The 26,773-nt window shown below is 54.9% G+C and carries 24 protein-coding genes; 5 read left to right on the forward strand and 19 right to left on the reverse strand.

Annotated features, from left to right (window positions below; translation table 11 throughout):
• Nucleotides 1-45: 45 nt before the first annotated feature.
• The 18 genes from ftsA to leuO form a co-directional block, all read right to left on the reverse strand.
• Entirely contained in the window at nucleotides 46-1,302 is a 1,257-nt protein-coding gene (gene ftsA / locus H2Z33_RS04280) for a cell division protein FtsA (RefSeq protein WP_003856340.1), read from the reverse strand.
• Complete coding sequence (gene ftsQ / locus H2Z33_RS04285; RefSeq protein WP_003856342.1) at nucleotides 1,299-2,141, reverse strand: cell division protein FtsQ; 843 nt, start codon at nucleotides 2,139-2,141, stop codon at nucleotides 1,299-1,301. Before ftsQ ends, ftsA begins: the two co-directional genes overlap by 4 nt.
• 1 nt (nucleotide 2,142) lies before the next feature.
• A complete protein-coding gene (locus tag H2Z33_RS04290; RefSeq protein WP_063135038.1) occupies nucleotides 2,143-3,063 on the reverse strand; it encodes a D-alanine--D-alanine ligase in 921 nt (306 codons plus the stop codon).
• Nucleotides 3,056-4,531, reverse strand: a complete 1,476-nt coding sequence (gene murC, locus H2Z33_RS04295; protein WP_003856345.1) for a UDP-N-acetylmuramate--L-alanine ligase — start codon at nucleotides 4,529-4,531, stop codon at nucleotides 3,056-3,058. Before murC ends, H2Z33_RS04290 begins: the two co-directional genes overlap by 8 nt.
• A 59-nt stretch (nucleotides 4,532-4,590) precedes the next feature.
• Nucleotides 4,591-5,655 carry an undecaprenyldiphospho-muramoylpentapeptide beta-N-acetylglucosaminyltransferase gene (gene murG, locus H2Z33_RS04300; protein ID WP_017383783.1) on the reverse strand — a complete coding sequence of 355 codons (1,065 nt, stop codon included), beginning with the start codon at nucleotides 5,653-5,655 and terminating at the stop codon, nucleotides 4,591-4,593.
• On the reverse strand, nucleotides 5,652-6,896 hold the full coding sequence (gene ftsW / locus H2Z33_RS04305; protein WP_006810115.1) for a cell division protein FtsW: 1,245 nt from the start codon (nucleotides 6,894-6,896) through the stop codon (nucleotides 5,652-5,654). Before ftsW ends, murG begins: the two co-directional genes overlap by 4 nt.
• Nucleotides 6,896-8,212: a UDP-N-acetylmuramoyl-L-alanine--D-glutamate ligase gene (gene murD, locus H2Z33_RS04310; protein ID WP_017694517.1), complete on the reverse strand. Its 1,317-nt coding sequence runs from the start codon at nucleotides 8,210-8,212 to the stop codon at nucleotides 6,896-6,898. Before murD ends, ftsW begins: the two co-directional genes overlap by 1 nt.
• A gap of 2 nt (nucleotides 8,213-8,214) precedes the next feature.
• The gene (gene mraY, locus H2Z33_RS04315; RefSeq protein ID WP_003856353.1) at nucleotides 8,215-9,297 is read right to left on the reverse strand and encodes a phospho-N-acetylmuramoyl-pentapeptide-transferase; all 1,083 of its coding nucleotides are present in this window, start codon (nucleotides 9,295-9,297) and stop codon (nucleotides 8,215-8,217) included.
• Nucleotides 9,291-10,649 carry a UDP-N-acetylmuramoyl-tripeptide--D-alanyl-D-alanine ligase gene (murF, locus tag H2Z33_RS04320; protein WP_017383785.1) on the reverse strand — a complete coding sequence of 453 codons (1,359 nt, stop codon included), beginning with the start codon at nucleotides 10,647-10,649 and terminating at the stop codon, nucleotides 9,291-9,293. The genes mraY and murF overlap by 7 nt, the downstream gene beginning before the upstream one ends.
• Nucleotides 10,646-12,133, reverse strand: a complete 1,488-nt coding sequence (gene murE, locus H2Z33_RS04325; RefSeq protein ID WP_017383786.1) for a UDP-N-acetylmuramoyl-L-alanyl-D-glutamate--2,6-diaminopimelate ligase — start codon at nucleotides 12,131-12,133, stop codon at nucleotides 10,646-10,648. Before murE ends, murF begins: the two co-directional genes overlap by 4 nt.
• Complete coding sequence (ftsI, locus tag H2Z33_RS04330; RefSeq protein WP_003856361.1) at nucleotides 12,120-13,886, reverse strand: peptidoglycan glycosyltransferase FtsI; 1,767 nt, start codon at nucleotides 13,884-13,886, stop codon at nucleotides 12,120-12,122. Before ftsI ends, murE begins: the two co-directional genes overlap by 14 nt.
• 15 nt (nucleotides 13,887-13,901) lie before the next feature.
• Nucleotides 13,902-14,267: a cell division protein FtsL gene (ftsL, locus tag H2Z33_RS04335; RefSeq protein ID WP_003856363.1), complete on the reverse strand. Its 366-nt coding sequence runs from the start codon at nucleotides 14,265-14,267 to the stop codon at nucleotides 13,902-13,904.
• A complete protein-coding gene (gene rsmH / locus H2Z33_RS04340) occupies nucleotides 14,264-15,205 on the reverse strand; it encodes a 16S rRNA (cytosine(1402)-N(4))-methyltransferase RsmH (RefSeq protein ID WP_003856366.1) in 942 nt (313 codons plus the stop codon). Before rsmH ends, ftsL begins: the two co-directional genes overlap by 4 nt.
• Nucleotides 15,206-15,207: 2 nt before the next feature.
• Nucleotides 15,208-15,666 (reverse strand): division/cell wall cluster transcriptional repressor MraZ, encoded by a 459-nt coding sequence (mraZ, locus tag H2Z33_RS04345; protein WP_006810119.1) that lies wholly within the window; start codon nucleotides 15,664-15,666, stop codon nucleotides 15,208-15,210.
• Between the two features lie 591 nt (nucleotides 15,667-16,257).
• Nucleotides 16,258-17,262 (reverse strand): catabolite repressor/activator, encoded by a 1,005-nt coding sequence (gene cra / locus H2Z33_RS04350; RefSeq protein ID WP_003856369.1) that lies wholly within the window; start codon nucleotides 17,260-17,262, stop codon nucleotides 16,258-16,260.
• A 179-nt stretch (nucleotides 17,263-17,441) separates the two neighbouring features.
• Nucleotides 17,442-17,933 carry an acetolactate synthase small subunit gene (gene ilvN, locus H2Z33_RS04355; RefSeq protein ID WP_063135036.1) on the reverse strand — a complete coding sequence of 164 codons (492 nt, stop codon included), beginning with the start codon at nucleotides 17,931-17,933 and terminating at the stop codon, nucleotides 17,442-17,444.
• Between the two features lies 1 nt (nucleotide 17,934).
• Nucleotides 17,935-19,659 (reverse strand): acetolactate synthase 3 large subunit, encoded by a 1,725-nt coding sequence (gene ilvI, locus H2Z33_RS04360; RefSeq protein WP_015572665.1) that lies wholly within the window; start codon nucleotides 19,657-19,659, stop codon nucleotides 17,935-17,937.
• 376 nt (nucleotides 19,660-20,035) lie between these two features.
• A complete protein-coding gene (gene leuO / locus H2Z33_RS04365) occupies nucleotides 20,036-20,980 on the reverse strand; it encodes a transcriptional regulator LeuO (RefSeq protein WP_017383788.1) in 945 nt (314 codons plus the stop codon).
• Between the two features lie 628 nt (nucleotides 20,981-21,608).
• Here leuO and leuL point away from each other — a divergent pair.
• From leuL to leuD, 5 genes are all read left to right on the forward strand, one after another.
• Complete coding sequence (gene leuL, locus H2Z33_RS23555) at nucleotides 21,609-21,695, forward strand: leu operon leader peptide (protein ID WP_057979999.1); 87 nt, start codon at nucleotides 21,609-21,611, stop codon at nucleotides 21,693-21,695.
• A 91-nt stretch (nucleotides 21,696-21,786) separates the two neighbouring features.
• Entirely contained in the window at nucleotides 21,787-23,358 is a 1,572-nt protein-coding gene (gene leuA, locus H2Z33_RS04375) for a 2-isopropylmalate synthase (RefSeq protein ID WP_017383789.1), read from the forward strand.
• A complete protein-coding gene (gene leuB / locus H2Z33_RS04380; RefSeq protein WP_017694521.1) occupies nucleotides 23,358-24,449 on the forward strand; it encodes a 3-isopropylmalate dehydrogenase in 1,092 nt (363 codons plus the stop codon). Before leuA ends, leuB begins: the two co-directional genes overlap by 1 nt.
• Before the next feature lie 2 nt (nucleotides 24,450-24,451).
• Nucleotides 24,452-25,852 carry a 3-isopropylmalate dehydratase large subunit gene (gene leuC / locus H2Z33_RS04385; RefSeq protein WP_017383791.1) on the forward strand — a complete coding sequence of 467 codons (1,401 nt, stop codon included), beginning with the start codon at nucleotides 24,452-24,454 and terminating at the stop codon, nucleotides 25,850-25,852.
• Nucleotides 25,853-25,862: 10 nt separating this feature from the next.
• On the forward strand, nucleotides 25,863-26,468 hold the full coding sequence (gene leuD, locus H2Z33_RS04390) for a 3-isopropylmalate dehydratase small subunit (RefSeq protein WP_015572662.1): 606 nt from the start codon (nucleotides 25,863-25,865) through the stop codon (nucleotides 26,466-26,468).
• Nucleotides 26,469-26,559: 91 nt separating this feature from the next.
• Here the strand turns inward: leuD and H2Z33_RS04395 are convergent, their stop codons facing one another.
• Entirely contained in the window at nucleotides 26,560-26,712 is a 153-nt protein-coding gene (locus H2Z33_RS04395; RefSeq protein WP_010427008.1) for a Hok/Gef family protein, read from the reverse strand.
• Between the last annotated feature and the right edge of the window lie 61 nt (nucleotides 26,713-26,773).

Here is a 26,773-nt window from a genome sequence, read left to right on the forward strand (position 1 = left end):
GCCTGTCGCCCGAGACCGCTAATTCTCTCCGGTCTCTTAAAAAAATTAAAACTCTTTTCGCAACCAGGTGTTAAGTCGTTTGACCCAAGACCCCACCGAGACGCGTTTTTCCACTTCTGCTTCACCACTCAAATGGGATTCTTTCCCGTAGTGCAGCAGGCCCACGGCCGTTGAGTAATACGGCTCCTGAGCGTAATCCGTTAAACCGGTAATATTCAGCGGCGCACCAATACGCACCTGCGTATGGAACACGCGCTGAGCGCAGGCCGCAAGACCTTCAATTTGCGCTGCCCCGCCGGTTAATACAATCCCCGCCGCGAGATGATGTTTCACACCCTGCTGGCGAAGCTGTTCCTGTAACTGCAAAATCTCTTCGTTGACCAGGTTGAGCAGCTCGGTATAACGCGGCTCAATCACCTCTGCCAGCGTCTGGCGTTGCAGGCTGCGCGGCGGTCGCCCGCCTACGCTCGGCACTTCAACGCTCTCGTCTTTGCCGACGATAGAGCCCAGCGCGCAACCATGGCGCACTTTAATCGCCTCTGCATCGCTCGGTGGCGTACCAAAGGCGTAAGCGATATCGCTGGTCACCACATTCCCGGCGTACGGGATCACTTTGGTGTGGCGTAACGCACCGCCGGTATAGACGGCCATGTCCATTGTACCACCACCAATATCGACCACACAGACGCCCAGTTCACGTTCGTCTTCGGTCAGCACGGAATAGCTCGCGGCAAGACCGGCGAAAATGAGTTGGTCAACTTTCAGGCCACAACGTTCAACGGCTTTTACAATGTTCTTCGCCATATCGTTGTGACATGTGATCAGGTGCACTTTTGCCTGCATACGCACGCCCGAGAGACCGACCGGATTCTTGATACCTTCCTGATAGTCGATCGCGTATTCCTGCGGGATCACATGCAGCACACGGTGCTCGTCGCGAACACGCACGGATTTCGCCGTGTGGACAACGTTCTCAACGTCTTCCTGCGTCACCTCTTCTTCAGAAATCGGCACCATACCGATTTCATTCTGGCAGCTGATGTGCTTACCAGACAGGGCCAGATAGACAGAGGAAATCTGGCAATCTGCCATCAATTCAGCCTGGTCGATGGCGCGCTGAACGCATTTCACCACCGACTCAAGGTCGTTTACCCCACCTTTATCCATACCACGGGAGGGGCAGCTGCCCACGCCAATGATATTGACCATACCGTCGGGCAGAACTTCCCCTACCAAAGCGGCAACCTTCGCGGTGCCAATCTCCAGTCCTACTACCAATTTTCTGTCCGTCGACTTGATCATTGTTGTTCTGCCTGTACCTGTGCCTGATTTTGTTGCTGATTAGGTTCCTCGACCGGAGCCGGCTCCCAACCGACTGCTGCGCCTGAGTCATAGCGCAAATCAACGTAGCTTATCCGTTTGCCATCCGTCTGCGCCTGCTGCTGTAAAACCGGGTAAAGTTCTACAAAACGCGCCAGACGTTTCATTGTGTCGCCGCGGCCAAGATTGAGCTTAATGCCATTCGTTAGGGTCAACTGCCAGGAACGGCGCGCCGTCATCGCAGCATCTTTTAACGTAAAGCGATCCTTAGCCAGCACCTGCCCCATCTCACGAAAACCCTGCAATACTTCGTTTTCGCTGCCTTCCGGGCCATACAACATCGGTAAATTCTGCTTGTTGACACGATCGCTCGGGACGCTGAACGAATTTCCGTCTACGTCAACCATATGCTGATCATTCCAACGCGCAATCGGCACATATTCAACCAGATGAATCTTCAATTCATCAGGCCATTGTTTTCTGACACTCGCCTGTTTTATCCACGGCAGACGTTCAATCTGACTCTGGATAATGTTGACGTCCTGCGTCATAAAGGTGCCAGGCGACCCAAGCGCCAGAATCGACTGGCGAATGTCATCGTTACGCGTGTAGTGTCGCTCCCCGGTCACCACCAGCTTCGACAGCGGCAACCGCTGCGCGTCTTCCATCCAGCCCAGCACCATCCAGCCGCTGATAAACACGGTGCACAGCACCCCGAGCAGGAAGATGATCCCTGCAAGACGCGTTCCATTACTCCGGCGCGAAGAGGAGTATTCTTCTTCGTCATCGCGGTTGCGCGTGTTCAATGCAGCCTGAGACATATCAGCCCGCCTGGTCCAGAATACGTACGACTAACTGCGAGAAGCTCATTCCCGCCTGACGCGCCGCCATCGGCACAAGGCTATGGCTGGTCATACCCGGAGACGTGTTTGCTTCCAGCAGATAAAATTGCCCGTCACCGTCAAGCATCACGTCAATGCGTCCCCAGCCACGACATCCCAGCACATTCCAGGCTTTAAGCACCAGAGACTGTAATTCGGCCTCACGCTCTGCTTCAAGACCCGCTGGGCAGAAATATTGCGTCTCATCAGAGAGATACTTCGCCTCATAATCATAGAAGACTCCGGCGGGTTGGATGCGAATTGACGGTAAAATTTCTTCGCCAAGCATCGCGACGGTAAATTCCGGCCCGCTAAGCCATTTTTCAATCAGAACTTCTTCATCATGTTGAAATGCCAGTGCTAAAGCGTCAGCCAAATCTACAGCTTTATCGACTTTGGACATTCCCACGCTCGACCCTTCACGGCTCGGCTTCACAATAACCGGTAAGCCCAGTGCCGCAATGCGTGTATTAACGCTGTCCGACAGACCCATTTCATATTCACGACGCGTCAGTGCAACCCATGGCGCAACGGGCAGGTCCGCCCCCTGCCACAGCAGTTTGCTGCGCAGTTTATCCATGGAGATGGCGGATGCCATCACGCCGCTGCCGGTGTACGGCATCCCGATCAGCTCCAGCAGCCCCTGCAACGTGCCGTCTTCACCGCCGCGACCGTGCAACGCGATAAAGGCTTTATCGAAGCCCATCGCTTTCAGCTGCGTGACGTCCACCTCTTTCGGATCAACCGGATGCGCGTCCGCGCCACCTTCACGCAGGCCCGCCAGCACGGCAGCGCCCGAATTCAGAGAAACCTCGCGTTCGGCGGAAGTGCCGCCAAACAGGACAGCAATCTTATCAGCCATGACGCTCGTCCTCCTGAGTTTGCGGCTTCAGTTTGATTTCAGCTAAGGTACGGGCGATTTTGCCGATATTTCCCGCGCCCTGAATCAGGATCAGATCGTTACCCGTCAGGACCGGGGCAAGCATTTCAGCCACCTGAGCCGGGTCGGGAACCAGAATAGGATCCACTTTACCGCGTCCACGGATGGTACGACATAAAGAACGACTGTCCGCACCCGGAATCGGAGTTTCACCCGCTGCATAAACATCCAGCATCAGCAGGGTATCAACCTGCGAAAGGACGTTGGCAAAATCGTCATACAGATCGCGAGTACGCGTGTAACGGTGCGGCTGGAAGATCATGACCAGATTCTTTTCCGGCCAACCCGCGCGTGCCGCTTTGATGGTTGCGTCCACTTCCGTCGGATGGTGACCGTAGTCGTCTACCAGCATCGCAGAACCTGGCTTACCGTTTACCGGCTCCAGCGGGAATTCACCGAGGAAGTCGAAGCGACGGCCCGTCCCCTGGAAGCTCTCCAGTGCGCGCAGGATCGCTTCATCGTCAATGCCTTCTTCTGTCGCAACAGCCACCGCCGCTGCCGCATTCAGGGCGTTGTGACGTCCCGGAGCGTTCAGGGTGACATGCAGCAGGTCTTTATCCTGACGCGCGAGGGTGAAATGCCCCTGCGCACCGATCTGCTTGTAATCTTCTACGCGTACATCCGCGTCTTCGCTGAAGCCGTAGGTCGTAATTTGACGCCCGACGCGCGGCAGCAGCTCGCGAATAACCGGATCGTCCACGCACATCACCGCACGGCCATAGAACGGCAGGTTGTGCAGGAAGTTAATAAAGGTCTGCTTTAAGTTCTCGAAGTCGCCCTGGTAAGTGTCCATATGGTCAGCTTCGATGTTGGTGACGATCGCCACCATCGGCTGTAGATGCAGGAACGACGCATCGCTCTCATCCGCTTCCGCAATCAGATAACGGCTGTGGCCCAGACGCGCATGCACGCCAGCGGCTTTCACCAGACCACCGTTAACGAACGTCGGGTCGAGACCCGCTTCCGCATAAATGCTGGAGACCATCGCTGTTGTGGTGGTTTTACCGTGCGTACCGGCCACCGCAATGCCGTGACGGAAACGCATCAGTTCCGCCAGCATTTCCGCGCGACGGATCACCGGGATGCGCGCCTCATGCGCCGCAACGATTTCCGGGTTATCCGCGGAGATAGCGCTGGACACCACAACCACGCTCGCATCGCTCACGTTTTCCGGGCGATGATTGAAATAGATAGTCGCCCCCAGCGACGCCAGCTGCTGCGTAACAGGGTTTGGCGCCAGGTCAGACCCGCTGATCTGATAGCCTTCGTTAGCTAACACTTCGGCAATACCGCCCATGCCAGCACCACCGATGCCGACAAAGTGAATGTGCCGGACGCGACGCATCTCGGGCACGATAGAACGCAGTTTTGCCAGTTGTTGTGTATTCATTCTCTAAACGCCATCGACTACTTCAAAAAAATCGTGCAGCGCAACACGCACTGCGAGAATTATGCCTGGGCTGCCAGGCTCACTTCTTTTGCCACCCGTTCCGTTGCATCCGGGATAGCGGTCGCGCGTGCGCGTTGCGCCATCTCCAGTAATACATCCCGGTTCCAGCCCGCCAGGGTAGTGGCGACCGCATCAGCGGTAAATTGTGGCTGCTCAAAAATCTTCGCTGCGCCCGCTTTCTCAAGCGGCAGCGCATTCCAGTACTGCTGTCGGTCTTTGTGCTGGAACGGCACAAACAGCGCCGGTAAACCGGCGGCGGCGATTTCGCTCACCGTCAGCGCGCCCGAGCGACAGACCACAACATCGGCCCAGGCATAGGCTGCGGCCATATCATCAATAAATTCAGTCACTTTATGCTGCGGCTGACCTTCCTGCACGTAGGCCTGCTCAACGGTCTGCTGAGCGCCCTTCCCGCTCTGGTGCCAGATGGTCACCGCATCACCCAGTTTTGCCGCAACCTGCGGCATCGTCTGGTTTAAAATACGTGCGCCCTGGGAACCGCCGACGACCAGCACGCGCACCGGCCCTTCGCGACCCGCCAGACGCGTATCTGGCAGCGGCAGCGCCAGCACGTCCACACGTACCGGATTCCCTACGACATCCGCTTTCGGGAATGCCCCGGGGAAGGCCTGCATAACTTTGGTGGCGATTTTTGCCAGCCATTTGTTGGTCAACCCGGCAATACCGTTCTGCTCATGCAGAACAACGGGGATGCCCAGTGACCACGCCGCCAGTCCGCCCGGACCGGAAACGTAACCGCCCATGCCCAGAACGACGTCAGGCTTAAAACGCTTCATAATGGCGCGCGCCTGACGCCAGGCATTGAAAATGCGCACCGGCGCCAGCAGCTGCGCCTTGATCCCTTTGCCACGAAGGCCAGAAATACGAATAAAGTCGATCTCGATACCGTGTTTAGGTACCAGATCGGCTTCCATGCGGTCTGCGGTTCCCAGCCAGCGTACCTGCCAGCCCTGTTCCATTAAATGGTGCGCAACCGCCAGTCCCGGGAACACGTGTCCACCGGTACCGCCTGCCATCACCATTAACCGCTTCGGTTGATTCATCGTGAACCTCGTGTAAACGCCTGAGCTTTCTCCAGACGCGTTTCATAATCTATGCGTAACAAAAACATGATGGCCGTCGACATGATCAACAGACTCGAACCACCATAACTGATCAACGGCAACGTCAGACCTTTGGTCGGCAGCATACCCGCTGCCGCCCCAACGTTTACCAGCGCCTGGAAGCTAAACCAGATACCAATTGAGCAGGCCAGGAAACCGGAGAAGCGGTGATCGATCTCCAGCGCTTTCCGGCCAATCGACATGGCGCGGAAAGCGACGAAGAATACCATTAATAGCGCCAATACCACACCGATATAACCCAGTTCTTCCCCAATAATGGAGAAGATGAAGTCGGTGTGCGCCTCCGGTAAATACTCCAGTTTTTGTACCGAGTTGCCCAGGCCTTGACCCCAGACTTCGCCGCGGCCAAACGCCATCAGCGACTGCGTCAGCTGGTAACCGCTGCCGAACGGATCTTCCCATGGGTTCCAGAACGAGGTCACACGGCGGATACGGTAGGGCTCGGCGAGGATCAGCAGCACCACCGCCGAAATCCCCATCCCGATGATGGCAATGAACTGCCACAGTTTTGCGCCCGCCAGGAACAGCATCGCCAGCGTAGTGACAAACAGTACGACTACCGTACCGAGGTCGGGCTGCGCCAGCAGCAGGATCGCGAGAACCAGAATCACGCCCATCGGTTTTAAGAAGCCACGAAGGTTGTTACGAACTTCGTCAACTTTACGCACCAGGTAGTTAGCCAGGTAGCAGAACAACGACAGTTTGGTGAACTCCGCGGGCTGGATACGCAGTGGCCCAAAGGCAATCCAGCGTGATGCCCCGTTAACGGAGCTCCCGACAACCAGAACGATCAACAGCATGATGATTGAGGCGATGAGCATGGCTGTACTGTGCCGCTGCCAGAACGACATCGGCAGGCGTAAGGTGATCATTGCCAGGCAGAACGCGAGAATGATGTACAGCCCGTCACGCTTGGCAAACAGGAACGGGTCGTTTGCCAGACGCTGTCCGACAGGCATTGACGCCGAGGTGACCATAATAAAGCCGATCGCTGCCAGCCCCAGCGTGAGCCAGAACAGCGTGCGGTCGTACATGATCAGGCTGTCGGAATCTTTATCCCGGGAAGCCATCACCCAGCCTTTCAGCGCCGTAAACAGCCATACCAGGATACCAAATCCTGGCAGGCGCGGCATTTTCAGGCGAGGGAGAGATAAACGCATCAGCCTAACTCCTTCGCCAGGCGGGTAAAGACATCACCCCGCTGTTCGAAACTCTTGAATTGATCGAGGCTGGCACAGGCTGGTGAGAGCAGTACCATATCGCCGGGCTTCACGCGTGGGGCGATGAGGCGCATCGCCTGCTCCATGGTCTCGGTTTGCTCGGCGACTTCAGGACGCAACGCTGCCAGCTCGCTGCCATCGCGGCCAAAGCAATACAGGCGCACGTTATCACCGTTGAGGTACTGCTTTAGCGAGGAGAAGTCAGCCGATTTACCGTCGCCGCCCAGCAGCAGGTATAGCGTGCCATCAACGTGCAAACCGTTCAGTGCCGCCTCGGTGCTACCCACGTTGGTCGCTTTGGAATCATTAATCCAGCGTACGCCGTTGTGCTCCAGCGCCAGCTGGAAGCGGTGCGCCAGGCCGGTAAAGGTGGTCAGCGCCTTCAGGCTTGAAGATCGCGGCAGGCCAACAGCATCCGCCAGCGCCAGCGCCGCCAGGGCATTAGTGTAGTTATGCTGGCCGGAGAGCATCATCTCTTTCACGTTCAGCACTTTCTCACCTTTCACACGTAGCCAGGTTTCGCCCTGCTGACGATTAAGGTGATAGTCACCCATGTTAATACCGAAGCTAATGCAGCGTTCGTCTGCGCCGCGCACCGGCATGGTGAGTGCATCATCGGCATTCACTACGCAAACTTTGGCATTTTCATAAACGCGCAGTTTGGCCGCACGGTACTGCTGCAAGCCGAACGGGTATCTGTCCATATGATCTTCGGTGACGTTTAGGATCGTCGCCGCCGCCGCATGCAGGCTTGAAGTGGTTTCCAGCTGGAAGCTGGAAAGCTCAAGGACGAACAGCTCACACCCTTTATCAAGCAGCATCAGAGCGGGCAGACCAATGTTACCGCCCACGCCGACATTTTTGCCCGCCGCCTTCGCCATTTCCCCCACCAGCGTGGTGACGGTGCTTTTACCGTTTGAACCGGTAATGGCGACGATCGGGGCCTGCGCCTCCCGGCAGAACAGTTCGATATCGCCGACAATCTCAACGCCCGCATCCGCGGCGGCGCTCAGGGAAGGATGCGCCAGCGCCATACCGGGGCTGGCAACAATCAGATCGGCGGCCAGCAGCCACTCATCATTCAGACCACCCAGGTGGCGTTCAACCTGCTCCGGCAGCTTGTCCAGACCCGACGGAGAGACGCGCGTATCCATCACGCGCGGCGTCACGCCACGCGCAAGGAAAAAGTCCACGCAGGAGAGGCCGGTGAGGCCTAACCCGATGATAACGACTTTTTTGCCCTGGTAATCTGCCATGATTAACGTACCTTCAGCGTTGCCAGGCCAATCAGCACCAGCATCAGCGAAATAATCCAGAAGCGCACAATGACGCGCGGCTCCGGCCAGCCTTTCAGTTCATAGTGGTGGTGAATCGGTGCCATACGGAAGATGCGCTGACCGCGCAGCTTGAAGGAACCGACCTGCAAAATCACCGACAGCGTCTCAACCACAAACACACCGCCCATGATTACCAGCAGGAACTCCTGACGCAGCAGCACGGCGATAATGCCCAGCGCACCGCCCAGCGCCAGTGAACCGACGTCGCCCATAAAGACCTGCGCCGGATAGGTGTTAAACCACAGGAAGCCCAGCCCCGCCCCGACAATCGCCGTACAGACGATCACCAGCTCACCCGCATGTCGCAGGTACGGGATGTGCAGGTAGTTTGCAAAGTTCATGTTACCGGTCGCCCACGCCACCAGCGCGAAACCGCCCGCGACAAACACGGTTGGCATGATGGCCAGGCCGTCCAGACCATCGGTAAGGTTGACGGCATTGCCGGTGCCGACGATCACAAAGTAAGCCAGCAGAATGTAGAACAGCCCCAGCTGCGGCATCACGTCTTTGAAGAACGGCACCACCAGCTCGGTGGCCGGGGTGTCTTTTCCTGCCAGGTAAAGCGCGAAGGCCACGCCCAGCGCAATCACCGACATCCAGAAATACTTCCAGCGGGCGATCAACCCTTTAGTGTCTTTGCGCACGACTTTGCGGTAGTCGTCAACAAAACCGATGATCCCGTAGCCAACCAGCACGGTCAGAACGCACCAGACGTAGGGGTTAGACGGATAGGCCCACAGCAGAACGGACACCACAATCGCGGTCAGGATCATGATCCCGCCCATGGTCGGCGTACCGCGCTTGCTGAAGTGCGATTCCGGACCATCGTTGCGTACAACCTGGCCGAAAGAGAGTTTTTGCAGACGGGCAATCATGCGCGGGCCCATCCACAGCGAGATGAACAGCGCAGTCAGCAGGCTGACGATGGCGCGAAACGTCAGATAGGAAAAGACGTTAAAGCCTGAGTAATATTTGACCAAATGTTCGGCCAGCCAAACTAACATGTCCCGTTCTCCTGTAATGCGTGCACAACCTCTTCCATGGCGGCACTACGTGAACCTTTAACTAAAACAGTCACAATCTGTTTTTCTGTAATCAATGCCTTCAGGCGTTCGATCAGTGCAGATTTATCGGCAAAATGTTCGCCAACTTCACTGGCATCGGAAATGGCCTTGCTCAGCGTGCCTGCGCTCAATACGCGGTCAAGCCCGGCGGCTTTCGCCGCTTCACCCACCTGAACATGGCAGGCTTCACTTTCATCACCCAGCTCGGCCATATCGCCCACAACCATCACGCGATAGCCCGGCATCTCAGACAAGACCTGCACGGCCGCCGTCATGGAACCGACGTTAGCGTTGTAGGAGTCATCCAGCAGAAGTTTGTTTTCAGCCAGCTGGATCGGGAAAAGACGCCCCGGCACGGCTTTTAAATTTGCCAGACCTGCTTTGATCGCCGCGTGTGAGGCACCTACCGCCATTGAGAGCGCTGTCGCAGCAAGCGCATTGGCAATGTTATGACGACCGGGCAGGGGCAGCAGCACCTCGATGTCGCCCGTTGGGGTCGTGAGGGTGAACTCGGTGCCGTGTGACGTCACATGAATGTTGGTCGCCGAAAAATCACTGTTTGCCGCATTCGGTGAGAAGCGCCAGGTTTTGCGTGAACCAATGATGCTCTGCCAGTTCAGCCAGTCGTTGTTATCGGCGTTCATAATGGCGATGCCGTCATCCGGCAGTCCGGTATAAATTTCACCTTTCGCTTTCGCCACACCGGCCAGCGAACCAAAACCTTCAAGATGTGCCGCCGCCAGGTTATTCACCAGCGCCGCTTCCGGACGCGTCAGGCTCACGGTCCAGGCGATTTCGCCCTGATGGTTAGCCCCTAACTCAATCACCGCATATTCATGCTCGTGGGTCAGGCGCAGCAGCGTCATCGGTACACCGATGTCATTATTAAGGTTGCCCGCCGTATAAAGCGTGTTACCGCACTGGCTAAGGATCGCCGCCGTCATCTCTTTAACGGAGGTTTTACCCGACGAGCCCGTCAGCGCCACGACGCGAGTCGGTACCTGCTGGCGAACCCATGCCGCCAGCTCGCCAAACGCCAGGCGCGTATCTTTCACCACAATCTGCGGCAAATCGATATCGAGCTTACGACTGACCAGCAGCGCGCCCGCGCCGTTATCTTTAGCCTGTTGCGCAAAATCGTGGGCGTCAAAACGCTCGCCCTTCAGCGCCACAAACAGGCAGCCCGCCGTCACCTTACGGGTGTCGGTGGTCACAGCCTCAATGGTCAGATCCTGACCATGCAGCATCCCCTGCAATACCGCAGCGGCCTGGCTTAACGTAATGCTAATCATGCCACCACTCCCAGCAGACGCGCTGCCGTCACGCGGTCGGAGTAATCCAGACGACGATTGCCGACGATCTGATAATCTTCATGACCTTTACCGGCCAGCAGAACCACATCGTTCTCCTGCGCCTGCATAATGGCGTTAGTCACGGCCTCCGCACGGCCTTCGACCACGCGCGCACGACCCGCATCCAGCATGCCCGCCAGAATGTCATTGATAATGGCCCGCGGCTCTTCGGTACGCGGGTTGTCATCGGTTACCACGGGAATATCCGCGAACTGCTCAGCTATGGCGCCCATCAGCGGACGTTTGCCCTTGTCGCGATCGCCACCGCAGCCAAACACGCACCAGAGCTTGCCTGCGCAGTGCAGACGCGCCGCTTCCAGCGCTTTTTCCAGCGCATCCGGCGTGTGTGCGTAATCCACGACCACCGTCGGCTTGCCCGGCGCGCTGAACACTTCCATGCGGCCACAGACCGGTTGCAAACGCTCAGACGTTTTCAGCAGATCCGCCATCGGGTAGCCCAGCGCCAGCAGCGTCGCCAGCGCCAGCAGCAGGTTACTGACGTTGAAGGCCCCCATCAGGCGGCTTTCAATTTCACCTTCGCCCCAGGTGGAAGCGAAGCGGATCGTCGCCCCACTATCGTGGTAGTTCACCTCGACCGCCTTCAGCCAGCGGCCGCGGCAGTTCGGATTAATGCGATCTTCCATCGACACCGCCACCGCATCCGGCAGTTTTTCCAGCCAGCGGCGACCGACTTCGTCGTCGGCGTTAATGATCGCCTGCCCGTGGTGGTGAGTGGAATAAAGCAGCCATTTCGCCGCTTCGTAGTGCTCCATATCACCATGATAATCAAGGTGATCGCGGCTCAGGTTAGTAAAGACAGAGGCAGCAAATTTCAGGGCCGCTACGCGATGTTGTACCAGACCATGGGAAGAGACTTCCATCGCAGCGAAGGTCGCCCCCTGCTCAGCGAGGCCCGCCAGCACACGCTGCACGTCAACCGCCGAGCCTGTAGTGTTTTCCGTCGGGCTTACTTTGCCCAGAAGACCGTTCCCCACCGTGCCCATGACGGCACCGGTTTCGCCCAGCAGCTGCGCCCACTGCGCCATCAGCTGAGTGGTGGTGGTTTTTCCGTTGGTTCCTGTCACGCCAACCAGCTTTAACTGGTCGGAAGGTTCGTTGTAAAAACGTCCTGCCAGCGCGGAGAGACGCTCATTCAGCTGGCTGAGATAGATGACCGGCACGCCGTGCATTTCACGGATCTCACCGTCTGTTGCCTCATCTTTGGCCTCAGCAATAATGGCAGCAACACCTTGCGCAATCGCCTGCGGGATATAACGACGCCCGTCCGCCTGATGACCCACCACTGCCACAAAAAGATCGCCAGAAGCCGCTACGCGGCTGTCCAGTACCATCTCTCGCAGTGCTCGCGCAGGTAGCATAGGCACCCACGGAGCAAGAAGGTCGCGCAAATTACGATCTGCCACCTGTTCCCTCGCCTTGATTAATTACAAATTCACTTTTTTCGCCCGTCGCCAGCGCATCCGGTTCAATGTTCATGGTGCGCAACACGCCGCCCATAATAGCCCCGAACACAGGCGCGGAGACGGCGCCGCCGTAGTATTTACCCGCCTGCGGATCGTTGATGACGACCACCAGCGCAAAACGCGGATTGCTTGCAGGCGCTACGCCTGCGGTATAGGCAATGTATTTGTTGATATAGCGGCCGTCCGGCCCCACTTTTTTCGCTGTACCGGTTTTAATGGCGATACGATAGCCCTTAATTGCGGCCTTCACGCCGCCACCGCCAGGTAACGCGACGCTTTCCATCATATGCACGACGGTACGAACGATAGATTCCGGGAAAACACGTTCCCCCGGAACCGGTGGATCAACTTTGGTGATCGACAGCGGACGATAAATGCCATAGCTGCCAATCGTTGCGTAGACTCGCGCTAACTGTAAGGGAGTTACCATTAGCCCGTAGCCGAAAGAGAAGGTGGCCCTCTCTATGTCAGACCACCGTTGTTTTTGAGGATATAAGCCACTGCGTTCTCCGACCAACCCCAAATTGGTCGCCTTTCCCAGCCCAAAACGTGAGTAAGTATCTACTAACGCTGAGGACGGCATCGCTAACGCCAGTTTTGACACACCGACGTTACTCGACTTCTGTAAGACCCCGGTGAGGGTCAGTTCGCTGTAACGTGCCACGTCTTTGATTTCGTGACCGTTAATTCGATAAGGAATCGTATTCAGAACGGTATTTTCGTTGACGATGCCTCGCTGTAGAGCCGTCATCACCACCATAGGTTTTACGGTTGAGCCGGGTTCAAACACATCGGTGATGGAGCGGTTACGCATTGCATCTTTTGCTGTACCGGCAAAATTATTCGGGTTGTATGAGGGGCTACTGGCCATCGCCAGCACTTCACCTGTCGCCACATCCACCAGCACGGCGCTGCCCGATTCCGCCTTGTTAAACGCGACGGCGTTGTTCAGCTCACGATAGACCAGCGCCTGCAAGCGTTCATCAATACTCAGGGCCAGGTTGTGCGCGGCCTGGCTGTCTGTCGAGGAAATGTCTTCAATGACGCGACCATAGCGGTCTTTACGCACGATTCGCTCGCCAGGCTGGCCGGTAAGCCACTTGTCGAAGCTTTTTTCAACGCCCTCAATCCCCTGGCTATCCACGTTGGTAAAGCCAATCAGGTGCGCGGTGACTTCGCCCGAAGGATAGTAACGGCGGGATTCTTCCCGCAGATGAATGCCCGGCAGCTTCAGTTTCTTAATGTAGTCAGCCATGTCAGGGTTCACCTGACGGGCAAGATAGATAAAGCGCCCTTTCGGGTTGGCGTTAACGCGCGACGCCAGCTGATCCAGCGGCATTTTCAACGCGTCTGACAGCGCCTTCCAGCGGTTATCAAGGGTGATCCCGCCTGCATCGTGTAACTCTTTCGGATCGGCCCAGATCGCCTTCACCGGCACGCTCACCGCCAGCGGACGGCCGGAACGATCGGTGATCATCCCACGAGAGGTAGAAACTTCCTGCACGCGCAGAGAACGCATATCACCCTGACGTACCAGCATGTCAGGCGCGATGATTTGTAGCCACGCCACGCGTCCCAGCAGGAAACCCAGCGCCAGTAAAATGCAGCCGCAAAGCAACGCAAAACGCCAACTGACAAAGTTGGCCTGTTCTTCCTGGCGTTTTGGTTTTAGCGTTTTTGCCGCTGCTTTCATGCGTCGCGTTTTCCCTTATTTTTGTACTACGATATTTTCCTGCGAAGGATCAACATGCTGTAATTGCAGTTTTTCCGTTGCGATCCGTTCAACCCGGCTGTGATCGCCGAGCGCGTTTTCTTCAAGGATCAGATTTCGCCATTCAATATCCAGCGCATCGCGTTCCAGTACCATCTGTTCGCGCTGCGCAGTTAATAAACGGGTATGGTGAGCGGTGGTGACCACCATGACTGCCGTCACAATGATGCAAATGAACAAGCAGAGTGGCAGCTTCCCAAACCGCAAAAGATCGTCGCCGATCACGCCAGGCAAGGCATGGCGCTCGTTGCTTCCTAACGATCCCTTAACTTTGCTTAGGGTCTCTGTCACTCTGCTGATCATGCGTTCGTCCTCTCTGCAATACGCAGCACTGAACTACGGGCACGTGGATTCTCTGCCACCTCTTCTTCGCCCGGCATCAACTTGCCTAATGCTCGCAACTGACGGCCTCCCAGCTTTCTGAGTTGTTCTTCCGTCATCGGCAACCCAGCTGGAACCTGCGGACCGCGGCTCTGTTCACGCATAAAGCGTTTTACGATGCGATCTTCCAGCGAATGGAAGCTGATGATGGATAACCGCCCACCCGGGGCCAGCACGTCGAGCGAGCTTTTTAGCGCCAGCTCTATTTCCTCCAGTTCACTGTTTACCCAGATACGAACCGCCTGGAAGGTACGGGTCGCAGGATGTTTGTGCTTGTCCTTCACCGGCGTTGCCGCCGCGATGACTTCTGCCAGCTCTTTGGTACGGGTCATTGGCTCAACGCGGTTGCGCTCCACGATGGCGCGCGCAATACGTTTGCCAAAGCGTTCTTCACCGAAGGTTTTAATTACCCAGGCAATATCCGCTTCGTCAGCAGTTTGTAACCATTCAGCGGCAGACTGGCCGCGAGTGGGGTCCATACGCATATCCAGCGGCCCATCACGCATAAAGGAGAAGCCGCGTTCTGCATCATCAAGCTGTGGTGAAGAGACGCCAAGATCGAGGAGAATCCCGTCGATCTTGCCGGTCAGGCCGCGCTCAGCGACATAATCCGCAAGCGCAGAGAAAGGTCCATGCACGATGGAAAAGCGAGGATCATCGATGGTTTGCGCAACGGCAATCGCCTGCGGATCGCGGTCAATTGCCAGCAGGCGTCCTTCCGCTCCAAGCTGGGAGAGGATCAAACGCGAGTGACCACCGCGACCAAAAGTGCCATCAATATAGATGCCGTCTGGACGAATATTCAGGCCGTTAACGGCCTCATCCAGCAGCACCGTTGTATGTTTATAATTTTCCATCATATTTATAGAGACAAGTCCCGCAGCCGTTCCGATAATGTTGCGGAATCAGACTGCTCAGCGTCGATATCTTCCTTGACCTGTTGATACCAGGTCGTTTCGTCCCACAGTTCAAACTTGTTGAACTGCCCGACCAGCATCACTTCTTTAGTCAGACCGGCATGTTGCCGCAACACAGGCGCAATCAATAATCGCCCGGCGCTATCCATCTGACATTCACTGGCATGTCCCAATAACAACCGCTGCACGCGGCGTTCTTGCGGGTTCATGCTCGACAGTCGCGACAGCTTTTGCTCAATGATTTCCCATTCAGGCAAAGGGTAAAGCAGCAGGCAGGGGGAGTTGATGTCAATGGTGCAAACCAGTTGACCCGAAGCGTTCTCAATCAGCTGGTCGCGGTATCGGGTTGGTACCGATAAACGCCCTTTGCTGTCGAGATTGACTAACGTTGCTCCACGGAACATGCCAGCCTCACCCCTCCTCACCACTTTAACCCACAAATTCCCACCTGAAGGAGTTTACGGAGCGAGGGAAAAGCTTGTCAAGCCAGGACTCTCTCTATACTGGCGCGAAAGCACCGTATTTACAGAGCAAGAGTGACCTGGCTAATAACTACACAACTGGCGAGGCAAAATTAACGTTATGAATATTTGTAAGAAAAAAACCGAATATGCACACGAGCGTTAAGACTCACTCAATATCATCGCAGGGAAATATAAAGTGTCAGTTTGCGACGCGGGCAGCATTTTAAGGCATATCGCCGGGGGATAACAGCACCAGATTAAGCGCAAGGCAATATGGATTCGTTCGTGTACATTGAGGGCTGAAGGGGACAGTAAAAAATGGCTGAATATTCATCGGCTGGCGGCTGTTTGTAACAAAACAATACAAAAGAATGCCCGTTAAAAATTATAATTGCGCTTTTTAACGCCAAAACGGATTCAGAAAAATAGCCGGCTACGAATCTTAGAGATAAATCCTAATTTTTATCCGGGAATTATTTCCCGCAATAAATGCGCCGCAAAAGGGGCAGTTTTACCGCCCCTGTGGAAATATTAATGGCGGCTCAAAATCCCGCGCCGATAGAGATTACGTTTGATACGCGTAAGCCCGGGTTTCGGTTTGCGAGGTTCATCCAGGCTTGCCAGAACAATCTCAAGCACGCGCTCGGCGACGTCGCGGTGACGCTGAGCCACGGCCAGCACCGGACATTGCAGGAAGTCGAGCAGTTCGTTATCGCCGAAGGTCGCAATCGCCAGATCGGATGGCAGCTTGCCATCGCGACGTAACGTCACGTCCATCACCCCCTGCAACAGGGCAAACGAGGTGGTAAACAACGCCTGCGGCATCGGGTGCGTTTCCAGCCATTTCTCGAACAGCTGAGCAGCCGCTTCGCGCTCATAGCTGTTGGCATACAGATAATGAACGTCACGCGGATCGTCTTTCCACGCCGTACGGAACCCTTGTTCACGCAGGAAGCTCACGGATAGTTCAGGCAAAGCGCCAAGATAGAGCACCGTTTCCGCCGGGAAGGTACGCAGCTCGGCAGCCAGCATTTCTGCATCGTCCTGATCGGCACCTACGACGCTGGTGAAATGTTCACGATCCAAAGCACGATCCAGCGCCACAATCGGGAATGGATCGTTCGCCCAGCGCTGATAGAAAGGATGCTCGGGTGGTAAAGAGGTCGACACGATGATGGCGTCAACCTGACGTTGCAGCAGATGCTCAATGCAGCGCATCTCGTTGTCGGGCTGATCCTCGGAGCAGGCAATCAACAGCTGATAGCCCCGCTGACGAGCCTGACGTTCAAGATAGTTGGCGATGCGGGTATAGCTGGTGTTTTCCAGATCCGGGATCACCAGGCCAATCGAGCGGGTGCGTCCGGCACGTAAACCTGCGGCGACAGCATTCGGATGGTAATTATGCTCACGAACGACTGCCATCACTTTCTCAACGGTCTTATCGCTGACACGATACTGCTTTGCTTTACCGTTAATCACATAGCTGGCCGTGGTTCTCGACACGCCGGCGAGCCGGGCGATTTCATCCAGTTTCACAATTGCCCCTCAAAAAAAGAAAAAAGTCCATGGCCCTGTCAAGGTTATGGTTAAATATTTTAACATCTAAACGCAGAATAGCTTTCACGGCAACCGCTTTTGTCCGCGTTGTCGGCGGATTACGCAAAAAAAAGCCCGGCTTTGGTTACCGGGCTGAAAGAGGCGAACCTTTTGCGCAACTAACGCATGATTTTATCGCCGCGCGAGAGGCCAACAACGCCAGAGCGCGCAACTTCAACAATTTTTGCCACATCCCTGACGGAGGCCACGAACGCATCCAGCTTATCGCTCGTTCCGGCAAGCTGCACAGTATATATAGAAGGCGTGACGTCAATGATCTGCCCACGGAAAATATCCGTGTTACGCTTGACCTCTTCACGGCCATAACCGCTGGCCTGAATTTTCACCAGCATCACTTCACGTTCGACGTAAGCCCCCTGCCCCAGCTCGCTGACGCGCAACACGTCCACCAGCTTGTGCAATTGCTTTTCGATCTGCTCAAGCACTTTCGCATCGCCGACAGTCTGGATCGTCATGCGGGAGAGCGTTGGATCATCGGTCGGCGCAACGGTCAGGCTTTCAATGTTGTATCCGCGCTGCGCAAAAAGCCCAATGACGCGTGACAGTGCGCCCGACTCATTTTCCAGTAATACAGATAATATCCGGCGCATATCAGGTTCTCTCCGTTTTGCTTAACCACATTTCATCCATACCACCGCCACGGATATGCATCGGATAAACGTGCTCTGTGCCGTCGACGATGACGTCCATGAAGACGAGGCGATTGTTTTTAACGTGCTCAAGCGCTTCGCCGAGCTTCGCTTCCAGCTCTGACGGATCGGTTACCCGCATGCCAATATGACCATAGGCTTCAGCCAGACGGACAAAGTCCGGAAGTGACTTCATATAAGACTGAGAGTGACGGCCGGAATAAATCATATCCTGCCACTGCTTCACCATACCGAGGTAACCGTTATTCAGGTTAAGCACCAGCACTGGCAACTCATATTGCAGCGCAGTAGAAAGCTCCTGAATATTCATCTGTATACTGCCATCACCCGTTACGCAGATAACCGTTTCGTTCGGCAACGCCAGCTTCACCCCCAGCGCGGCGGGCAGACCAAAGCCCATCGTGCCAAGCCCGCCTGAGTTGATCCAGCGACGCGGTTTATCAAACGGGTAATACAACGCAGCGAACATCTGATGCTGGCCTACGTCAGAAGTGACATACGCCTCGCCTTTGGTCAGATGCCAGATCGTCTCGATCACCGCCTGCGGCTTGATGTTTTCACTCTGCGTGTCGTATTTAAGGCACTGACGGCCGCGCCATTGTTCGATTTGTTGCCACCAGTCACGGATCTCATCCAGCGGTTGAGAGGCGGTCTCCTGCGCCAGCAGTTCCAACATTTGATCCAGCACCTGTCGTGCGTCCCCCACGATGGGCACATCCGCCGGCACCGTTTTAGAGATAGAAGTAGGATCGATATCAATGTGTAGCACCGTCGCATTCGGACAGTATTTCGCCAGGTTATTGGTGGTGCGATCGTCAAAACGTACGCCGACGGCAAAAATCACATCAGAATGGTGCATCGTCATATTGGCTTCATAGGTGCCATGCATACCCAGCATGCCCAGCGCCTGACGGTGGGTAGCCGGGAATGCCCCCAGCCCCATCAGCGATGACGCGACAGGAAGGTTCAGCTTCTCAATCAGTTCGCGTAGTTGCGTTTCACAGGCTGCATTGACGGCGCCGCCCCCCACATAGACTACGGGCTTTTTCGCAGCCAGCAGCGTTTGCAGCGCACGCTTAATCTGGCCTTTGTGCCCTTGCGTCGTCGGATTATACGAACGCATGCTCACCGACTCAGGCCACAGGTAAGGCAGTTTATTCGCGGGATTGAGAATATCTTTTGGCAGATCGACAACCACTGGCCCAGGACGACCGCTGGCGGCCAGCCAGAAGGCTTTTTTCAGCACGCCCGGGATATCTTCCGTTTGCTTAACCAGAAAGCTGTGCTTCACCACGGGGCGTGAGATCCCCACCATGTCGCATTCCTGAAACGCATCATAGCCAATCAGTGACGTCGCCACCTGTCCGGAGAGAATGACCAGTGGAATAGAGTCCATATACGCAGTCGCAATGCCGGTGATGGCATTGGTCGCTCCCGGCCCCGAAGTGACCAGCACTACACCCACTTCGCCCGTGGCGCGGGCCAGGCCGTCAGCCATATGCACAGCAGCCTGTTCATGACGAACCAGAACATGATCAATACCGCCTACCGTGTGCAGCGCGTCATAAATATCGAGAACCGCGCCTCCGGGATAGCCGAACACTTGTTTCACGCCCTGATCGATAAGCGATCGGACGACCATTTCCGCGCCAGACAACATCTCCATGCTTTGCCTCCAGGCTTTTGTTATAGACGGTCAACAGAATTCATTTCCGCGCCGTCTTCTGACAGGATAAACCCATCTTATAATGTGCAGAGTGAGGGATACCTTAACCGCTCGTTATGAGGCAGGCAATTAGCAAACGGAATGCGGGAATGGGCAATAAAAGCAGAAAAAATAGCTGTCAGACACGAATATGGTGAATTCGTCTGGTATGAGGGGAGACGCTAATAATTCATCTCTTAAAAAGAGGATGGATCAGGAAATCATCTATTTTTAAGCCGCCCTGAGCGTCTGAAAAAATGCGCACAGAACAAAATATTGCCTGCATAAAAAATCACAGAATAAACCGCATGGCACCATGCGGTTTATTCACCCTGACTTATCGACGACAAATATTGATCAGCAACTCTTCCATCCACTGGTGCCCTTTATCCCGCCCCGCCGCTTCATGCCAGGAAAGATAACAGGTACGGCTATTCAGCTTGAGCGGCAGAGGTAAAATTTGCAGGCTCAGCGAATCGGAGAACTCTTCAGCAAGCCAGCGCGGTGCAATAGCGACTAGCTGCGTCTGAGAAACGACATTTAAAACGCTGACCATCGCCATCCCCTGATAGGCCACGCTGGCTTGTTTATCGGCAGTGTCATACCACGGCTGACTGAACGAAGCATATCTGTCCAGAGCAACAACGGCATGCTGCTCGCTGTAAACATCGCTTTCACGCAGCGGCGAATTCATGCGTGGATGTTTTTTGCTGGCGACTAACACCATTTCATCTTTAAACAACGGAACACAGGCAAACTCTGGACGGCGAAACTCTTCGTAGCCCAGAACGAACTCCGTTTCCTGATAACGAAGCTGGTGCTCAGTGTTTTGATTTAAAGATGATTTAAAAACAAGATGAATATTAGGAGCAATCTGTTCAACTTTATTATATATAACAGACGTCAAATAATTGTCTAACGGACTGCAAACACAGAGATGGAAAACCCGCTCACTGCTTAAAGGTTCAAACCCTGAGCCGGGAAGCTCATTTTGAACCAGCTGTAGCGCCTGACGAATCGAACCGAATAGCTGGAATGCACGCGCCGTGGGCTGGATACCTCTTCCATACCGGACGAATAACTCGTCGTTAAACATCACCTTAAGTCTGGCTACGGCATTACTCACGGCAGGTTGAGACATTCCCAGAGATTGCGCTGCTCGCGTAATATTCTGCTCCTGCATAACTGCATCAAATACAGTTAACAGGTTGAGATCCACTGTGCGTAACTGAGGCTTAACCCCATCATAAGGCTGTGGTTGGTTAATATTATTTTCTGGCATTTCTGACTCCACTGTCACGCTAAATTCCCTTTGCCAAAGTACAGTAATAACTTCGAAAAATATGATTTACCATGCATATACAACAAGCGAAAGGAAATTATTTAAAATTCAGAATATATAAAGAACCCTCATTCAAGAGATGGCATTAAGCATTCCCTGAATGAAGAGCTAAAAATCGTTCAAATGATATCTAAAACTTTAATGCAGGCATGAAACCATAAAGCAGGCAAATACACAATCACCGCCTTAGTTAATAATAACTTAAGTATTATTAAACTATGAAGAGCATACACCACGATTTCATTAACAAAATGATATCAATATTGATAACTTTCCCGCCCGCGATTCATTCATAAAACTTATAACTCAATGAAATAAAACACATTCCATTTCACAGCACATCGGTAAAAATACTGTGTTCAATTGCTACCAATTATATTCAAATTATTCCAGAGATGAATCTCAAGTCCAATAATAGACAATTAAATCGGTTAACAGCGTAAAAACCAGCACAATTAGCTAATGTGTTTATCCTGCGCTGAGTGGCCGTTTTGCCTGAGAGGGGTTGACATGAGTCGGCGTATCCAGTACCACTAAAAGCATATCGCATTCATCTGGAGCACGATTCATGATTCGCACCCTTCGTTTCACCGGTCTACTACTACTAAACGCATCCACTGTGCGCGGTAGACTGGCGGGCGAAATTCAGCGTTGAATCGTCTTCAGTAAAACTAAAAACCCGCGCCACTGCGCGGGTTTTTTTATGCTCGTAGCAAGGCGCCCTAAGACTGACAAGGACCTAACCCATGAGCCAGCAAGTCGTTATTTTCGATACTACTTTACGTGACGGTGAACAGGCATTACAGGCGAGCCTGAGTGTTAAAGAAAAACTGCAAATTGCGCTGGCCCTCGAACGCATGGGTGTAGACGTAATGGAAGTCGGCTTTCCCGTCTCCTCGCCGGGTGATTTCGAGTCAGTACAGACCATCGCCCGCACCATCAAAAACAGCCGCGTGTGCGGTCTGGCTCGCTGCGTTGAGAAAGATATTGATGTGGCCGCGGAATCCCTGAAAGTTGCAGAAGCCTTCCGTATCCATACATTCATTGCCACCTCCCCCATGCACATAGCAACCAAGTTGCGCAGCACGCTGGATGAAGTGATCGAACGTGCGGTGTATATGGTTAAACGCGCGCGTAACTACACTGATGACGTCGAATTCTCCTGTGAAGATGCAGGCCGCACGCCGATTGACGATTTGGCCCGTGTAGTGGAAGCCGCGATTAATGCCGGAGCCAGAACCATCAACATCCCGGATACCGTCGGCTACACCATGCCGTTTGAGTTCTCTAACATCATCACCGGCCTGTACGACCGCGTACCTAATATTGATAAAGCCATCATCTCTGTTCACACCCACGATGATTTGGGTCTGGCTGTGGGCAATGCCATCGCTGCCGTCCACGCCGGCGCGCGTCAGGTAGAAGGGGCAATGAACGGCATTGGTGAACGCGCCGGCAACTGCTCGCTGGAAGAAGTGATCATGGCGATCAAGGTGCGCAAAGACATTATGAACGTACACACTCGCATCAATCACAACGAAATCTGGCGCACCAGCCAGACCGTGAGCCAGATTTGCAATATGCCGATCCCGGCGAACAAGGCGATTGTTGGTACTGGCGCGTTCGCTCACTCCTCCGGTATTCACCAGGATGGCGTGCTGAAGAACCGTGAAAACTACGAAATCATGACTCCGGAATCCATCGGTCTGAACCAGGTTCAGCTGAACCTGACCTCGCGCTCTGGCCGCGCGGCGGTGAAACACCGTATGGAAGAGATGGGGTATCAGGACAGCGATTACAACATGGATCAGCTGTACGACGCATTCCTGAAACTGGCTGACAAGAAAGGCCAGGTCTTCGATTACGACCTGGAAGCGCTGGCATTCATCAACAAACAGCAGGAAGAGCCAGAACACTTCCGTCTGGACTACTTCACCGTTCAGTCAGGCTCAAGTGATATCGCTACCGCCTCCGTCAAGCTGGCCTGCGGCGATGAAATTAAAGCGGAAGCCGCCAACGGTAACGGCCCTGTGGATGCCATTTACCAGGCGATTAACCGCGTCACTGAGTACGACGTAGAGCTGGTGAAATACGACCTGACGGCAAAAGGGCACGGTAAAGACGCCCTGGGCCAGGTTGATATCGTGGTGAACTACAACGGCCGACGCTTCCACGGCGTGGGCCTGGCGACCGATATCGTTGAATCCTCCGCGAAAGCGATGGTGCATGTTCTGAACAACATCTGGCGCGCCGCCGAAGTCGAAAAAGAGTTGCAACGCAAAGCTCAGAATAAAGAGAACAACAAGGAAACCGTGTGATGTCGAAGAATTACCATATTGCTGTGTTGCCGGGTGACGGTATTGGCCCGGAAGTGATGACACAGGCGCTGAAAGTACTGGAAGCCGTACGTTCGCGTTTTGCGATGAAAATTACCACCAGCCACTACGACGTGGGCGGTATTGCCATTGATAACCACGGTACTCCCCTGCCGAAAGGGACTGTAGAAGGCTGCGAGAATGCCGATGCCGTTCTGTTTGGATCCGTGGGTGGCCCTAAGTGGGAACATTTGCCTCCAGCAGAGCAGCCAGAGCGCGGCGCGCTGCTGCCGCTGCGTAAACACTTCAAACTGTTCAGCAACCTGCGTCCGGCGAAGCTGTACCCGGGGCTGGAAGAGTTTTGCCCGCTGCGCGCCGATATCGCCGCCAACGGTTTCGACATCCTGTGCGTGCGTGAGCTGACCGGCGGGATCTACTTCGGTCAGCCAAAAGGCCGCGAAGGCAGCGGTCAGCATGAGAAAGCGTTTGATACCGAGGTGTATCACCGTTTTGAAATTGAACGTATCGCTCATATCGCGTTTGAGTCAGCGCGCAAACGCCGCCGTAAAGTGACCTCTATTGATAAAGCGAACGTGCTCCAGTCGTCTATTTTGTGGCGCGAAATCGTCAGTGAAGTTGCCAGGCAGTACCCGGACGTTGAGCTGTCACATATGTATATCGACAACGCAACGATGCAGCTGATCAAAGATCCGTCCCAGTTTGACGTGCTGCTGTGCTCCAACCTGTTCGGCGATATTCTCTCGGATGAGTGCGCGATGATCACCGGCTCCATGGGCATGCTGCCCTCGGCCAGCCTGAACGAAGAAGGCTTTGGCCTGTACGAACCGGCGGGCGGCTCCGCGCCGGATATCGCAGGTAAAAACATCGCCAACCCGATTGCGCAGATCCTCTCCCTGGCTCTGCTGCTGCGCTACAGCCTGGATGCAGGCGATGCAGCAACCGCAATTGAAAACGCCATTAACCGGGCGTTAGAAGAAGGCGTCCGTACCGGTGATTTAGCACGCGGCACGGCGGCAGTCAGTACCGATGAAATGGGCGACATCATTGCCCGCTATGTCGCTGAAGGGGTGTAATCATGGCTAAGACGTTATATGAGAAGTTGTTTGATGCGCACGTTGTTTACGAGGCGCCAAACGAAACCCCACTGTTGTACATCGACCGTCATCTGGTACACGAAGTGACCTCTCCTCAGGCATTTGACGGCCTGCGCGCGCATAAGCGCCCGGTACGTCAGCCGGGTAAAACCTTCGCCACGATGGATCACAACGTTTCCACCCAGACCAAAGACATCAATGCATCTGGCGAGATGGCGCGTATCCAGATGCAGGAGCTGATTAAGAACTGTAACGAGTTTGGCGTGGAGCTGTACGATCTGAACCACCCCTATCAGGGCATCGTCCACGTAATGGGGCCTGAGCAGGGTATTACTCTGCCGGGCATGACCATCGTCTGCGGTGACTCCCACACCGCGACGCACGGCGCATTTGGCGCCCTGGCGTTCGGGATTGGGACCTCTGAAGTTGAACACGTTCTGGCGACGCAGACCCTGAAGCAGGGCCGCGCCAAAACCATGAAGATTGAAGTGAAGGGTAAAGCTGCGCCGGGTATCACCGCGAAAGATATCGTGCTGGCGATTATCGGCAAAACCGGCAGCGCAGGCGGCACCGGTCACGTCGTGGAATTCTGCGGCGACGCTATCCAGGCGCTGAGCATGGAAGGTCGTATGACCCTGTGCAACATGGCCATTGAGATGGGCGCCAAAGCAGGCCTGGTGGCCCCAGACGAAACCACCTTCAACTATGTGAAGGGGCGTCTGCATGCCCCGAAAGGACAGGATTTTGACGACGCGGTAGCGTACTGGAAAACCCTGAAAACGGACGAGGGGGCAATTTTTGATACCGTTGTGACGTTACAGGCGGAAGAGATCGCCCCGCAGGTCACCTGGGGCACCAACCCGGGCCAGGTGATTTCCGTCAACGACAGCATTCCTGACCCGGCCTCCTTTGCCGATCCGGTCGAACGTGCCAGTGCGGAAAAAGCGCTGGCCTATATGGGGCTGAAGCCCGGCGTGCCGTTGACCGACGTGAGCATTGATAAAGTGTTCATCGGCTCCTGTACCAACTCCCGTATTGAAGATTTACGCGCAGCGGCAGAAATTGCTAAAGGCCGCAAAGTGGCGCCGGGCGTGCAGGCGCTGGTTGTGCCGGGCTCCGGGCCGGTGAAAGCCCAGGCGGAAGCGGAGGGTCTGGATAAGATCTTTATTGAAGCAGGCTTCGAGTGGCGCCTGCCCGGCTGCTCCATGTGTCTGGCCATGAACAACGACCGCCTGAATCCGGGCGAGCGCTGTGCCTCCACCAGCAACCGTAACTTTGAAGGCCGTCAGGGCCGCGGTGGGCGCACCCACCTGGTCAGCCCGGCAATGGCCGCCGCTGCGGCAGTCACCGGTCATTTCGCCGATATTCGCAGCCTGAAATAAGGAGACAATCATGGCAGAGAAATTTACCCAACATACGGGCCGGGTTGTCCCTCTGGACGCCGCTAACGTCGATACTGACGCGATCATTCCTAAGCAGTTTTTGCAGAAAGTGACGCGCACGGGTTTTGGTGCGCATCTGTTCAACGACTGGCGTTTCCTCGACGATAAAGGCGAAGTGCCGAACCCGGAATTCGTCCTGAACTTTCCGGAATACAAAGGGGCTTCCATTCTGCTGGCGCGGGAAAACTTTGGCTGCGGATCGTCGCGTGAACATGCGCCCTGGGCATTAACCGACTACGGCTTTAAGGTGGTTATCGCCCCGAGCTTCGCGGATATCTTCTACGGCAACAGCTTCAACAACCAGCTGCTGCCGGTGACGCTGAGTGACGAACAGGTCGATGAACTGTTTGCGCTGGTGCAGGCGAATCCGGGGATTTCGTTTGAGGTGGATCTGGAAGCGGAAGTGGTGAAAGCAGGGGATAAGATCTACAGCTTCAGCATTGATGCGTTCCGCCGCCACTGCATGCTGAACGGTCTGGATAGCATTGGCCTGACGCTGCAACACGAAGAGGCTATCTCCGCTTACGAGAAAAAACAGCCTGCGTTTATGGGTTAAAGGCAATGGCCCGCAGGGCGCGGGCCATTGATAAGGGTGCGTTGAGGCTCAACCACTCTGGAGAGGCGGGGAAAACTCCCCGCCAATACTGCTAACGTTTTGCTTCGTAAGCCAACACTGCCGCCAGCTCTGTTTTCTCCTGTCTGAAGTGCAGCTCACACAGCGAGTCGCGCACCATCCAGGTGAAGATCAACAGCGTCGTACAGATCAGAAACAAACCTAACAGCAGAGTACGTTTTGGCATTCCAGCCTCCTTATTGCTTTTCGGCAATGAAGAGACTAACCTCGCAATGATCGTTGTGAAG

The sequence above is a fragment of the Enterobacter sp. YSU genome (assembly GCF_016082135.1).
GTDB classification, from domain to species: Bacteria; Pseudomonadota; Gammaproteobacteria; order Enterobacterales; family Enterobacteriaceae; genus Enterobacter; species Enterobacter hormaechei_C.